General features: G+C 48.2%; 13 protein-coding genes. 2 read left to right on the plus strand and 11 right to left on the minus strand.

All coding sequences use genetic code 11. The features are described from left to right. Positions 1-210: 210 nt before the first annotated feature. A complete protein-coding gene (locus TOL_RS04630; protein ID WP_015486133.1) occupies positions 211-1,029 on the minus strand; it encodes a Tim44 domain-containing protein in 819 nt (272 codons plus the stop codon). 282 nt (positions 1,030-1,311) lie between these two features. On the opposite strand from TOL_RS04630, the gene earP reads away from it, so the two are divergent. Both earP and efp read left to right on the plus strand, forming a co-directional pair. Next, on the plus strand, positions 1,312-2,445 hold the full coding sequence (gene earP, locus TOL_RS04635) for an elongation factor P maturation arginine rhamnosyltransferase EarP (protein WP_015486134.1): 1,134 nt from the start codon (positions 1,312-1,314) through the stop codon (positions 2,443-2,445). Between the two features lie 32 nt (positions 2,446-2,477). Next, positions 2,478-3,044 (plus strand): elongation factor P, encoded by a 567-nt coding sequence (gene efp / locus TOL_RS04640; protein ID WP_015486135.1) that lies wholly within the window; start codon positions 2,478-2,480, stop codon positions 3,042-3,044. 104 nt (positions 3,045-3,148) lie between these two features. On the opposite strand, the gene TOL_RS04645 is transcribed toward efp, so the two are convergent. From TOL_RS04645 to TOL_RS04690, 10 genes are all read right to left on the minus strand, one after another. Next, the gene (locus tag TOL_RS04645; protein ID WP_015486136.1) at positions 3,149-3,715 is read right to left on the minus strand and encodes a HupE/UreJ family protein; all 567 of its coding nucleotides are present in this window, start codon (positions 3,713-3,715) and stop codon (positions 3,149-3,151) included. Between the two features lie 55 nt (positions 3,716-3,770). After that, on the minus strand, positions 3,771-4,412 hold the full coding sequence (ureG, locus tag TOL_RS04650) for an urease accessory protein UreG (protein ID WP_015486137.1): 642 nt from the start codon (positions 4,410-4,412) through the stop codon (positions 3,771-3,773). Between the two features lie 31 nt (positions 4,413-4,443). After that, entirely contained in the window at positions 4,444-5,187 is a 744-nt protein-coding gene (locus TOL_RS04655) for an urease accessory protein UreF (RefSeq protein WP_015486138.1), read from the minus strand. Next, positions 5,144-5,644: an urease accessory protein UreE gene (gene ureE / locus TOL_RS04660; RefSeq protein WP_015486139.1), complete on the minus strand. Its 501-nt coding sequence runs from the start codon at positions 5,642-5,644 to the stop codon at positions 5,144-5,146. The genes TOL_RS04655 and ureE overlap by 44 nt, the downstream gene beginning before the upstream one ends. A 14-nt stretch (positions 5,645-5,658) precedes the next feature. After that, positions 5,659-7,383, minus strand: coding sequence for an urease subunit alpha (ureC, locus tag TOL_RS04665; protein WP_015486140.1), 1,725 nt, complete (start codon positions 7,381-7,383; stop codon positions 5,659-5,661). After that, positions 7,380-7,700 carry an urease subunit beta gene (locus TOL_RS04670; RefSeq protein ID WP_015486141.1) on the minus strand — a complete coding sequence of 107 codons (321 nt, stop codon included), beginning with the start codon at positions 7,698-7,700 and terminating at the stop codon, positions 7,380-7,382. Before TOL_RS04670 ends, ureC begins: the two co-directional genes overlap by 4 nt. Before the next feature lie 15 nt (positions 7,701-7,715). Next, a complete protein-coding gene (locus TOL_RS04675; RefSeq protein ID WP_015486142.1) occupies positions 7,716-8,018 on the minus strand; it encodes an urease subunit gamma in 303 nt (100 codons plus the stop codon). 50 nt (positions 8,019-8,068) lie between these two features. Continuing rightward, positions 8,069-8,953, minus strand: a complete 885-nt coding sequence (locus TOL_RS04680) for an urease accessory protein UreD (protein ID WP_015486143.1) — start codon at positions 8,951-8,953, stop codon at positions 8,069-8,071. Between the two features lie 305 nt (positions 8,954-9,258). Further along, on the minus strand, positions 9,259-11,376 hold the full coding sequence (gene metG / locus TOL_RS04685; RefSeq protein ID WP_015486144.1) for a methionine--tRNA ligase: 2,118 nt from the start codon (positions 11,374-11,376) through the stop codon (positions 9,259-9,261). 108 nt (positions 11,377-11,484) lie between these two features. Beyond that, positions 11,485-12,774, minus strand: coding sequence for an HlyC/CorC family transporter (locus tag TOL_RS04690; RefSeq protein ID WP_015486145.1), 1,290 nt, complete (start codon positions 12,772-12,774; stop codon positions 11,485-11,487). Between the last annotated feature and the right edge of the window lie 62 nt (positions 12,775-12,836).

Here is a 12,836-nt window from a genome sequence, read left to right on the forward strand (position 1 = left end):
GATAGCTTTGGCGCAGGATGCTACTTTTATGGCCATTAAGGGCCTGTTTTACCGTATTGAGTTGGGTAGAATGAGGGTATAGGTTCTTACATAGGATCCTTATCTCCACTTTGCCCAGCGTTTGCTGGGTTTTTTATTTGTGACACAGTTTCTGTGTTTTTGGGTGGCCACGGATGTAGCCACCTTTTTTTATTCTGCCTAACGAGTTAATTACGGGGCTTCGATGCCAACCACCAACCAAGGTGAGTCATCATTGCTGAGATCACGCTCTAAATGCCAAATGTCGAAAATCCCATCTTCTGATTTTTCTAGCTCGTCACGGCAGCGTCCCTTAAACAAGACACTGATATGACGAACACCGTCACTTTCTTCCGCGCGCACAATCTCAGCTTCCAGATCGAGTACTTCGGTTTTTGGTGGCACCATCAAACGATTACGTTGAGCAGCCAATGCGGCATACAGGTCGGCGGCAACGTATTCACGGATCAAATCAAGGTTGCCGTCATTCCACGCTTGTTGCACTAAGCGGTAATGCTCTAGCGAACCATCGATAAAACCGCGAACGTCGAAGTTCTCAGGCAGATCCAACGGAGCTTGATGGCCATTGCCTTGAAAAGAAGACGTGCTATTCGTATTTGGTGTTTGATCAAAGCTTTGTCTCGCATGCGCATGGCCGGCATGTGCTGGTTGCGGCCCACGCATACCTTTTAACAAGCGCATGATGACAAAGAAGGCACCGGCCAGTAGCAAGATATCCATTAGCTGAATGCCTTCAAATGCGCCACTGCCCAACAGATAAGCAAATAGGCCACCAGCAAGTAAACCACCAAGCATGCCACCCATTAGTCCGCCTTTACGACCAGGTTGATTAGATGCTGGCTGTGATGATGGTTTAGCCGGTTGAGCACTTTTATATGGGGTGCTGTATGTTTTGCCAAAGCCGCCGCCGCCAAAGCGTTTAGCTTGAGCTTCGCCACTGACACTGATTAGAAATATAAATGCAGAAAAAACGGTTAAAAAGGTCTTCATATTAGCCTCATCAATAAACTCGGGGGATAACCCTAGTTCTTATACGGATAAATTCATTGTTGCGGTTTTGTCGCCTGACTGCCTTGATGTTAACGCAAAAAAAGAATGAGTGTGCACTTGTTAATGTGTTCGAGTGTTAAATAGACGCTTTAGTTTCCCGCCGTTATTGATTATCTGAGCTTGTTATGTCGAGCTGCCATTTCGCTATACCTGTTGATTTTTAATCAGTCGGTTTATCAATAACCTCGACGTATACTAGCGGTTTTATATTTAGGGTTTCTTATGCGCTTGCAGTGGCACATATTCTGTCGAGTTGTTGATAATTTCGGCGACATCGGTGTGTGTTGGCGCTTAGCTCAGCAGCTCGTACGCGAGCACCAGCAAGTGCTGACCTTATGGGTCGACGATCTCAATAGCTTTAATGCAATTTGCCCTAATGCCTCCACCGCGGCGGCGGAGCAAACGGTCAATGGAGTGGAGATTAGGCATTGGCGAGAAATTGTAGATGTAAGCTTAGCTGCGCATGCGGATGTGGTTATTGAGGCGTTTGCATGTGATTTGCCCGAGGCTTGGTTGGTGAGCATGGCGCAACGCGAACCGCAGCCGCAATGGCTCAATCTTGAGTACTTAAGCGCTGAAGCTTGGACTTTAGATTGTCATCTAGGGTGTTCGCCATTAGCGGGTATGCAGCGGGTGTTTTTCTTTCCTGGCTTTGCGGCCGGAAGCGGCGGCGTTTTAATCGACAATGAATTACTCGCGACAGCGGAAACATTAAAATCCGCAACGGCTCAGCAAACCTTCCTCGCTTCGCTGGGTGTCGTTGAAGATGGCTTATTTGATCGCCGTATTTCTCTTTTTGCCTACGAAAACCCAGCGGTCGAAACCCTGTTGGCGGCGTTGGCTAACGATCCAACGACCAGTCACTTATTCGTGCCAACTGGCCGAGTGACTGCCGATGTCGAGCGTTGGTTGGGCTGGGCATTGATAGAGGGAGCTTCGCTGCAGCGCGGATCGCTAACCATTACCCCTTTGCCTTTTATGTCGCAATTAGAATACGACGGTCTATTGGCGATTTGTGACTTTAACTGTGTTCGTGGCGAAGAATCCTTTGTGCGCTCTCAGGTGCTCGGTAAGCCAACGCTGTGGCATATTTACCCTCAAGATGACAATGCTCATATCGATAAGCTAGAAGCCTTTTTAGAAGTGTATTTGGCTGATGCCGACGTCCAATTGGCAAGCCAGATCTCAGTCTTAAGCTTGCATTGGAATCAGGTGCATGGCGCTATTGGCGATTGGCCTGCGGTGTTGCAACGCCTGCCAATTTGGCAGCAACATGCCGAGGGCTGGCGCCAACACCTTATGTCTAACGGTGACCTTGCATCAAATCTGGTGACGTACGTTAAAAACAGAGTATAGTGCTGGCGATTTTTCTTTAATCGGTAACCGCTATGAAAACTGCTCACGATTTTCGCATCGGACAAGTTCTGAGCCTGAATGGCCAAGCTTGGGTGATCTTGAAAACTGAATTCAACAAGTCGGGTCGTAACTCGGCTGTTGTAAAAATGAAATTGAAGAACTTGATTACTGGTGCTTCTCAAGAACCTGTTTTCAAGGCAGATGATAAGTTAGAGCCTATCATCCTAGAACGCAGCAAGGTGACTTACTCATATTTCGCTGATCCTCTTTACGTCTTTATGGACGAAGAGTACAACCAAGTCGAAATGGAAAAAGAAAACCTAGGTGAAGCTTTACCATACATCATTGATGGTATGACCGAAGTGTGTGAAGTGACCTTCTACGAAGGCAAAGCAATCAGCATTGAATTGCCAACCACTATCGTGCGTAAGGTTTCTTACACAGAGCCTTCAGCTCGTGGCGACACCAGCGGCAAGGTCATGAAATTGGCAACACTAGAAAACGGTACTGAGATTCAAGTCGCATCATTCATTGAGATTGATGAAGACATCGAAATCGACACTCGTACGGGTGAATTCAAAGGCCGTGCTAAAAAATAAGCTCGCTTTTGTTTTGCCATAAAAAAACGCCAGCCGATGCTGGCGTTTTTTATGCGCGCTTACTTGTCGTTTTAACACTTAGGTAAAACGCGATCTAAGTAAGTTCAGGCAACACCCATCGCTAAACCAGCAACTGCAATTCCAGCACCGGCGATGCGACGGCTCACATCCGCTGCTTTATTATGGCCTAACATAGCCAAACCAAAACCAATGGCATGGAGTAGGGCTGTCGCTAGAATAAAGCCGGCACCATAGGTGAACAGCGTACTCATCATCGGCATTTCTGCACCGTGTGCTAAGCCATGAAATAGCGCGAATGTTCCTGCGACTGCTCCAGCAATAACAGCCGAGCTGCTTACTTTAAATGCAATCATTGCACCGAATGCTACGACAGAAGCAATAATCATAAACTCAGTAATCGCCAAGCTATTACTTACACCAATAATGGCACCTACGGCCATCATGGCAACGAAGGTAACTGGCGTGGTCCAGCGAGCAGCCCCCACTTGTCGTGCCGACCAAAGGCCAACTGCGAGCATCGCCAGTAGGTGATCCAAGCCCATAAATGGATGAGCAATACCGGCGCTAAAGCTGCTAGTGCCATGGCCCGTGTGGGCAAAAGCGGCGGCGGGGAGTAATAATGCTGCCGCGGTGATGATGATTTTTTTCATACATTTCTCCATTAGAATTTTTAGTAAATTCAACTTGTTAAAATCAGCTTGGCGTTTAAACCACGGCTTTTGCAGGTGGTAATGTTTTTTGCTCTAACATGCCTTCGGTAATAATAAATTGGATAATGTCATCCAATCCTTCTGCCTTTTTCAAATTAGAGAAAACAAATGGACGCTCGCCGCGCATCTTTTTGGCATCACGATCCATCACTTCGAGTGACGCGCCAACCAGCGGGGCTAAATCGGTTTTATTAATCACCAATAAATCGGAACGGGTAATACCTGGCCCACCTTTACGTGGGATTTTATCGCCAGCGGATACGTCAATAACGTAAATGGTCAGGTCGGATAATTCAGGGCTAAAGGTTGCACTGAGATTGTCGCCGCCGCTTTCGACAAAGACTAAATCCAAGTTTTCATGGCGCTTCATTAATTCATCAATCGCGGCCAAATTCATCGAGGCATCTTCGCGAATGGCGGTATGCGGGCAACCACCGGTTTCCACGCCCATAATACGATCCGCCGACAGCGCTTCGTTGCGGGTTAAAAATTCGGCATCTTCTTTGGTGTAAATATCATTGGTGACGACGGCAATATTGTAGTGATCGCGTAAAGCGGTACATAGTGAACGTAATAGGGCTGTTTTGCCTGAGCCAACTGGGCCGCCAACACCAATGCGTAATGTTTGTTTTTTCATTAAATAACTCTCCGTTGAATCTTACGCCCGTTCATGAACGGAACAAGCGTGTGTATTGGGTTTCATGTCGTGCGCTGGCAATGGCCAACGCGGGTAGTGAGCCGCCGATATCGTCTTCCTCTACCTGCATAGCCGTGGCTATTGTTGCCGGTATTAGGCGCTGTAAATCACTTAATAATTGCTGTGCTTGGGTTTGCCCAAGCGGCACTAATTTAGTAGCCGCGGCGATTTGATTTTCTAACCAGCTCCATGCCAATCCGGTTGCTGCGGCATTAAATGGAATGCCCCATTGCACTGCGGGTAGGGCATAGAGAGCGACATAGCTAATGCCGCTTTCGCATTCTGTTACGGCGGCGGGTAAAGGTACTTCAATGGACTTTAATACTCGCACTAAGGCTTCCCCCATGGCGGTATCGGTAAGACGCAGCTCGCGGGTTTCACGGCTAGCCAAAATTAAATCATTCCATTTTAGCCATGCGGTTTCGTCGCCAGTGGCAATGGCGTGCATGGCACCGTGCAATACCGGCAAATCAATAAGCGCTATGGTTTCTTGCAATTGAATCGACAACCAATCGCGCGTCGCTTGCATGGTAGTGACCCAGCCACATTCCACCGCGTATTCCAGACCTTGAGAAAACGCATAACCACCCACCGGTAAGCTCACACTCGACAGCTGCAATAAACGCAGTAAAGCCGGTGTGCTTAATTCCTCAGCAGGTTGGTTAATGGTGTTAGTGGTCATGGTGGTGATGGCCTCCGTGATCATGACCATCATGGTTATGTCCACCGTGATTGTGACCATAGCCCGGCGCATAAGCGCCTGATTCAGGTACAAATACCGCGTTTTCATGACTGACAATTAAGCCCAGTAAATGCAGCATATCTTCCAGAACGTGATCGGGTTGAATGCGCAACCAACGGTCGCCGACTTCAACTTTTACATGACGATTGCCGAGGTGATAGCAGGCTTTAGCAAAGGCTTGCCAATCGTCGCAACTGGCGTGGGCAATGGCTTCTACCGCGCCTTCGATTTTCACGATTTTGCCGCATGTAGCCTTTAAATATTCGCCCACCAATAAGGGTTTACCGCGCTCTAAAAATAGGCGTACTTCTTCACCATCGGTACTGGTTAATTTCAACCGACCACGGTCGCGCTGCTCGTAAGTTAATACGACGGTTGCACTAACCGGATCATGACAATGAGTGCCGAGGCGCTCGTAGACTTCCAGCATGAAGGCTGTCCTTTTTAAAATAAGTTGTATAGCTGTGCCAGTGGTAATTCAGTTGCTGGCTCACAGGTCAGCAACTCGCCATCGGCACGTACTTCATAGGTTTGAGGGTCCACCGTAATGGTTGGCATCCAATTGTTTAATACCATGTCGGATTTACGAATATTGCGCGTATTTTTGCACTCAGCCAAAGTACGGTGTAAGCCGAGTTTGGTACCCACATCATTCTTTAATGCCGCGCCCGACACAAAGGTTAAACTGGTGGCGGCGGCGGCACGTCCAAGCGCTCCAAACATCATGCGATAGTGCACCGGTTGTGGTGTAGGAATCGAGGCATTAGGGTCGCCCATCGGCGCGGCTGCAATCATGCCACCTTTAATAATCATTGATGGCTTAACCGCAAAAAATGCTGGTTTCCATAACACTAAATCCGCCAGCTTACCTTTTTCGATAGAGCCAATTTCGTGCGACATACCATGGGCGATGGCAGGGTTTATTGTGTATTTAGAAATATAGCGACGAGCGCGGAAGTTATCCGCGCCGAGTGTTTCGTCTTCAGGCAATAAACCAAATTGGGTTTTCATTTTATGCGCGGTTTGCCATGTGCGGGTAATGACTTCACCGACGCGCCCCATAGCTTGGGAATCGGATGAAATCATGCTGAAGGCACCACGGTCGTGGAATAAATCTTCGGCAGCGATGGTTTCTTTACGAATGCGCGAATCGGCAAAAGCCACGTCTTCTGGAATGCTGCTATCAAGGTGGTGGCACACCATCAGCATATCGAGATGTTCGTCTACCGTGTTTGCCGTGTACGGGCGAGTCGGGTTGGTTGAAGACGGCAATACATTCGGGTAGCCACACGCGCGAATAATGTCCGGAGCATGACCACCGCCAGCACCTTCGGTGTGGTAGGTGTGAATAACGCGATCTTTAAATGCGCCAATGGTGTCGTCAACAAAACCCGACTCGTTAAGCGTGTCGGTATGGATGGCTACTTGCACGTCGTATTTTTCTGCAACACTTAAACAGCAATCAATCGACGCTGGTGTGGTGCCCCAATCTTCGTGCAGTTTTAAACCGCAGGCACCGGCTTCTAATTGTTCTTCTAACGCCGCAGGCAAGCTGGCGTTTCCTTTGCCGAGGAAGCCAAAGTTCATCGGTAAGTCATCGGTGGCTTGTAGCATTTTACCGATATACCAAGGACCGGAGGTACAAGTGGTAGCATTGGTGCCCGTTGCTGGGCCTGTACCACCACCGATCATGGTGGTAACACCGCTCATTAAGGCTTCTTCGACTTGCTGAGGGCAAATAAAGTGAATGTGAGCGTCGATACCACCGGCGGTTAAAATTGAACCCTCACCGGCAATTACTTCAGTACCTGGGCCGATAATAATGTCGATATTATCTTGGATGTCGGGATTACCGGCTTTACCGATGGCAAAGATGCGGCCATTCTTAATACCGACATCGCCTTTTACAATACCCCAGTGATCGAGTACCACGGCATTGGTAATAACCAAGTCTACCGCCACGTCGTTGGTGTATTGGCTTTGACCCATGCCATCTCGAATGACTTTGCCGCCACCGAATTTTACTTCGTCGCCGTAGGTGGTGAAGTCTTTTTCAATTTGAATAAAGAGTTCGGTGTCGCCTAAACGCACGCGGTCGCCAGTGGTTGGGCCAAACATTTGCGCGTAGGAAGTGCGATCCATGGTTTTCTTGCTGGTATCTTGGCTCATGCTGATTCTCCATCCAAACTGCCCATCACATCGCCACGGAAACCGTAAACTTTACGGTCGCCCACATACGCCACTAATTCCACTTCACGGCCTTGACCCGGTTCAAACCGCACCGCCGTACCAGAGGCAATATTTAGCCGAAATCCTCTGGTTTTTTCACGCTCGAACGACAGCGCCATATTGGTTTCATAAAAGTGATAATGCGAACCCACTTGCACCGGACGGTCGCCAGTATTCTCAACCCGCAGCGTAATGGTCGGGCGGCCTTCATTAAGAAGGATATCGCCTTCACCGACGATAATTTCACCTGGAATCATGTTTTTATCTCCGCTTTACACTATGGGTTCGTGAACAGTGACTAATTTAGTTCCATCGGGAAAGGTCGCTTCCACTTGTACTTCGTGGATTAACTCAGGCACGCCCGGCATCACTTGATCGGATGTTAGTAGCGTTTTGCCGTAGCTCATTAATTCGGCTACGGTTTTACCATCGCGTGCACCTTCAATGATTTCCATCGAAAGATAGGCCATGGCTTCTGGATAATTTAATTTTAAGCCGCGATTAAGCCGACGTTCGGCTAATAAAGCTGCGGTAAAAATCAGCAGCTTATCTTTTTCGCGTGGTAGTAATTCCATCATTCACCTCGGTGTTAATAATTAGCGCATGAGCGCCAAATTAAATGAATTTAAGTCGCCCAGATGCGTGGTGCACAGGCCGGTCGCTGTAATAAATGTGGTCGGATGAGTGACCAAGCCTCGACCAACAACTGGCGTGCTTTTTCGCTACAGGTGCCCAGATAACGCACAGTTAATATTTCCCCATTCAACGTCACACCGGCGAGTTCGTTTTCGCACAAGGCCTGTAATGCGCCCATCAGCTCGTCGGGTAATGGTGCGGAAAATGGCCCAGCAACTAATAGCCCGTGTACTGGATGGCCGCGAAAACCGGCTGCCGCATTGAGGTGGCTATTTTGCTCAGGCGATAAATTCAGGCGTTCGTTAAAAATTAACCGCCCTTGATTATAAAGACGCAGCCCTTGTTTTAAATGCGTCGTTTGCCCTAGGTCGTCGAGGCGCGCTTCATTGGCAGGTAAGCCCAGACTGACAATATCCCAACCGATAAAGCGGCTGTTGTTGCCTAGGTGCACATTGGTTTGCAGGCGCGCGCGCGAAGAGGGGAAGAGAATCGTCTCCAGAGGCATCCATTCCAGTACGGCATCGTCGTCTATTGTTAGTTCTACTTGTTGCTGTTGCAGCAGGCCATCGCTGCGTGCGCGATAGACCCGACCAGCACCGGGAGTGGTAATCAGTGCATGACTGTGTGATTCGGCATGAGCGCTGATGGCAAGAAAATCGCCCGATACCATGCCACCCGGAGGATGAAGCAAATACACATGGGCGCAATCTGGGCCTTCGGGATAAAACGGTTTTTGTACGTACAGCGGACCGTTGTGTTCACTGCGAACTAAACGCGAGCCGCGTTCGGTGCGACGAAAACCGAGACTGAGCGAAGCACGCCAGCTTGAAGCATTAGTAATATTTAAATTCGGTGGCGGAACAGGCAGATTCAAGCCGTTTCTCCTGTGCGGCTGAGCAGCGGTTTGAACCCTAATTAGGAACGTGCGCCGTTATGTTGCAATCACTTTACAACTGTCTCAGGGGGGAGGCAAACCCATAGATGATTTAAAACTGGGCGCAAAGTTGCCAATTAAAAAAAACTGGATGGTTTTATCTAAGTTATTGAAAATTAGAAGGTTTCGAACAGATTTTAAGGCGTAAGAGAATGTTAGGCAGAGGGGAGTTTTTGCGGAATCGGTGTTGCTATTCAGAGGCTGATCATCAGGTAGCTGAGTGGCTACCTGATGATCAAACAGTGTTACATCACACGCATACCCGGCTGAGCACCATCGTGTGGTTCTAGCAACCAGATGTCTGATCCGCCCGGACCAGCAGCCAGCACCATGCCTTCGGACATGCCGAACTTCATTTTGCGTGGTGCTAAGTTAGCGACCATCACGGTTAACTTGCCTTCAAGGTCTTCTGGCTTATAAGCCGATTTAATACCCGAGAACACGTTACGCAGTTCGCCATTGCCGATATCTAAGGTCAGTTGCAGCAGTTTGTCTGCGCCCTCCACGTGATCGGCTTTAACGATACGAGCAATACGTAAATCGACTTTAGCAAAATCGGGAAACTCGATGGTTTCAGCAATGGCTTCAGAACCGTCTTCACGAGTTGCTGGGCCTTTGGCTTTTTTCTCGTCCTTTTTACTACCGTCTTTTTTGGCGTCTTTCTTTGCCGCCGTTTTGTCTTCTTTTTGTGTTGAAGTACCGGCTTCTTTTGCCAAAAGCTCTTGGGTGTCGAACAGGATAGCGTTGACCTTATCCATTTCTGCGCGGTTAAGCATCGGCTTAAACTTGTTAATAGTATGGCCCAATAAAATAGCGCGATTATCCCATTGCAAATTATCGAGGTTCATAAATTCACAAGTTTTTTGCGCTAATTCTGGTAATACTGGCGCAAGGTAAGTCATCAATTGACGGAACAAGTTGAGGGCTACCGAGCATACATCCAGAACTTCTTGTTCACGGCCTTCTTCTTTGGCCATCGCCCAAGGCGCTTTTTCTTGGATGTATTCGTTAGCGCGATCGGCCAGTGTCATGATTTCTTTCATGGCGCGACCAAACTCGCGTTTTTCGTAGAAATCGGCAATCACATCACCGCGATCAATAAAGCTTTGCAGCATTTCCGGCTCGGCACATTGGCTGCTTAACTGACCACCGGCTTTCATCACAAAGCTAGCACTACGACTCGCGATATTAACCAGTTTATTCACGAGGTCGGAGTTTACGCGCTGTACAAAGTCTTCTAGGTTTAAATCGAAATCATCGACGCTGGAGCTTAACTTGGCTGCAAAGTAGTAGCGTAAATAAGTCGGATTTAAATGATCCAAATAGGTACGGGCGGTAATAAAGGTGCCACGCGACTTGGACATTTTGGCACCGTTCACAGTGACGAAGCCGTGTGCGTTTACCGCCGTTGGGGTACGGTATTCTGCTGCCGTGAGCATGGATGGCCAGAACAACGCATGGAAGTTAATAATGTCTTTGCCGATAAAGTGATACACCTCGGCTTCAGAACCGACCTTCCAGTAATCGTCAAAGTTTAAATCGTCACGACGGTCGCATAAATTTTTAAAGCTCGCCATGTAGCCGATTGGTGCATCGAGCCAAACATAAAAATATTTGCCCGGTGCATCTGGAATTTCGAAACCAAAGTAAGGCGCGTCGCGAGATATATCCCATTCTTGCAGGCCGCTATCTAGCCATTCGGCCAACTTGTTAGCCACTTCGTCTTGTAGCGTGCCAGAGCGTGTCCACTCTTGTAAAAAGCTCTGGAATTCGGGCAACTTAAAGAAGAAATGCTCAGATTCTTTTTCAACGGGAGTAGCACCCGAAATAACCGAAAAAGGATTTTTTAATTCTGCCGGAGTGTAAGTTGCACCACAGACCTCGCAGTTGTCGCCATATTGATCGCCAGCACCACACTTAGGGCATTCGCCTTTGATGTAACGGTCGGCTAAGAAAATCTCTTTTACCGGATCAAATAATTGCTTGATGCTGCGCGTGGCTATGTAGCCTTTGTCGCGGCAGGCTTTATAAATCTCAGCCGATAGCACACGGTTCTCTTCGCTATGCGTGCTATGAAAATTGTCGAACGCAATTTGGAAATCGGCGAAGTCTTTTTCGTGCTCGGCTTTTACTCGTGCAATTTGTTCTTCTGGTGAGATGCCTTCTTTTTCTGCGCGCAACATAATTGCGGTGCCGTGCGCATCGTCGGCACAGACGTAGGTGCACTGATGGCCACGCGATTTTTGAAAGCGAACCCAAATATCAGTTTGAATGTATTCCAACAAATGCCCAAGGTGGATAGAACCGTTGGCATAAGGAAGGGCGCTGGTGACTAGGATGTTACGAGAGTTCTGTGCGGTCATGACAATTCGCTACGGGTTGCTCAAAGAAAGGGCGCCATTGTAACGGGTATTACGTTCGGCTTCACGCCCCAAGATAGATCTCTTCGGGCGTGAAGTTATTGAGGCATGTTATTCGTGGTGATCAGCGACCCTAGGATCAAGCGTCACCTTGGCGGTGCGGATGGTATTGTCTTTAATTTGCATGATCTCGATACGATAGCGGCCAATGAGCAAGCAGACTGGCGCCTCGGGAATGTGTTCGAGCATTTCTACAATTAATCCACTGATGGATTTTGGTCCATCGGTGGGCAAATCCCACTTCAGCGCGCGATTGACGTCACGCACATAGGCCGTGCCATCGACAATAAAGCTGCCATCTTCTTGCGGATGTACATCGGGAGAACTGCTGGAGGCGACATCGGTAGTAAATTCACCCACGATCTCTTCTAAGATATCTTCCAAGGTACAAATACCTTGAACATCGCCATACTCATCAACCACCAGTGCAATACGGCGCTGGTTTTTCTGGAAATTGAATAGCTGAGTGTGCAGCGGTGTACTTTCAGGAATGAAATACGGTTCGCGGCAAATTTCTTCGATATCGGCTTTGAGATACTCGCCCGATGATAAAAAGCGACTGATATTGCGGGTGTGCAAAATACCCACTACGTTATTGATATCACCACGGAATACCGGCAAGCGCGTATGTTGTGTGGTACGCAGTTGCTGAATCACTTCACTGAGCGAATCATCTAAATCAATCCCCATTACCTCGTTACGCGGCACCATAATGTCGTTAACCGTCATCTTCTCTAAATCGAGAATACTGATCAGCATATGTTGGTGGCGCTTCGGGATCATAGTTCCGGCTTCACGTACCACAGTGCGCAATTCTTCGGTGCTGAGGTTATCTGGGGTAGTGTTATTGACATCAATGCGGATGATTTTTAACAGCGCATTGGCAATGGTGTTCACGAACCATACAAAAGGGTGCAGAGCCCACTGTAATGGAATCAATAACCGCGCAGCAGGAAAGGCAATTCGTTCCGGCATGATTGCAGCTAATGTTTTCGGCGTTAATTCGGCAAAAATAAGGACCACCAAGGTAAATAAAATGGTGTTCACAAATACCGCAAGATCGGGATTGTCCGGCCATAACCGCTGGCTAATGATGGTGGCTAACGCGGCTGCGGCAAAGTTAACTAGGTTGTTACCAGTAAGAATGGTGCCGATTAAACGATCGGGCTTTTCCAACAACTTAGAAGCACGCATGGCACCTTTGTGCTTGCTCTTGGCCATATGGCGCAAGCGATAGCGGTTGAGCGACATCATTCCAGTTTCGGAACTGGAGAAGAATCCTGACATAACTATCAGGAGAGCAAGTATGCCGAATAGCATACTTAAGGGGACGTCATTCAAGACGGTATCCTTTTATAATTTCGATCCCGCCATCATAGGGTGTAGGTCTCAACTGTCAACAG

The sequence above is a fragment of the Thalassolituus oleivorans MIL-1 genome (assembly GCF_000355675.1).
Taxonomy (GTDB): domain Bacteria; phylum Pseudomonadota; class Gammaproteobacteria; order Pseudomonadales; family Oceanobacteraceae; genus Thalassolituus; species Thalassolituus oleivorans.

Coding starts and splice junctions, on each gene's coding strand:
- ureE (WP_015486139.1), bottom strand. CDS start 5,644: ATGCTGGAAGTCTACGAGCGCCTCGGCACTCATTGTCATGATCCGGTT.
- ureC (WP_015486140.1), bottom strand. CDS start 7,383: ATGAGCCAAGATACCAGCAAGAAAACCATGGATCGCACTTCCTACGCG.
- TOL_RS04675 (WP_015486142.1), bottom strand. CDS start 8,018: ATGGAATTACTACCACGCGAAAAAGATAAGCTGCTGATTTTTACCGCA.
- TOL_RS04645 (WP_015486136.1), bottom strand. CDS start 3,715: ATGAAAAAAATCATCATCACCGCGGCAGCATTATTACTCCCCGCCGCC.
- metG (WP_015486144.1), bottom strand. CDS start 11,376: ATGACCGCACAGAACTCTCGTAACATCCTAGTCACCAGCGCCCTTCCT.
- TOL_RS04655 (WP_015486138.1), bottom strand. CDS start 5,187: ATGATGGTCATGATCACGGAGGCCATCACCACCATGACCACTAACACC.
- earP (WP_015486134.1), top strand. CDS start 1,312: ATGCGCTTGCAGTGGCACATATTCTGTCGAGTTGTTGATAATTTCGGC.
- TOL_RS04630 (WP_015486133.1), bottom strand. CDS start 1,029: ATGAAGACCTTTTTAACCGTTTTTTCTGCATTTATATTTCTAATCAGT.
- TOL_RS04670 (WP_015486141.1), bottom strand. CDS start 7,700: ATGATTCCAGGTGAAATTATCGTCGGTGAAGGCGATATCCTTCTTAAT.
- efp (WP_015486135.1), top strand. CDS start 2,478: ATGAAAACTGCTCACGATTTTCGCATCGGACAAGTTCTGAGCCTGAAT.
- ureG (WP_015486137.1), bottom strand. CDS start 4,412: ATGAAAAAACAAACATTACGCATTGGTGTTGGCGGCCCAGTTGGCTCA.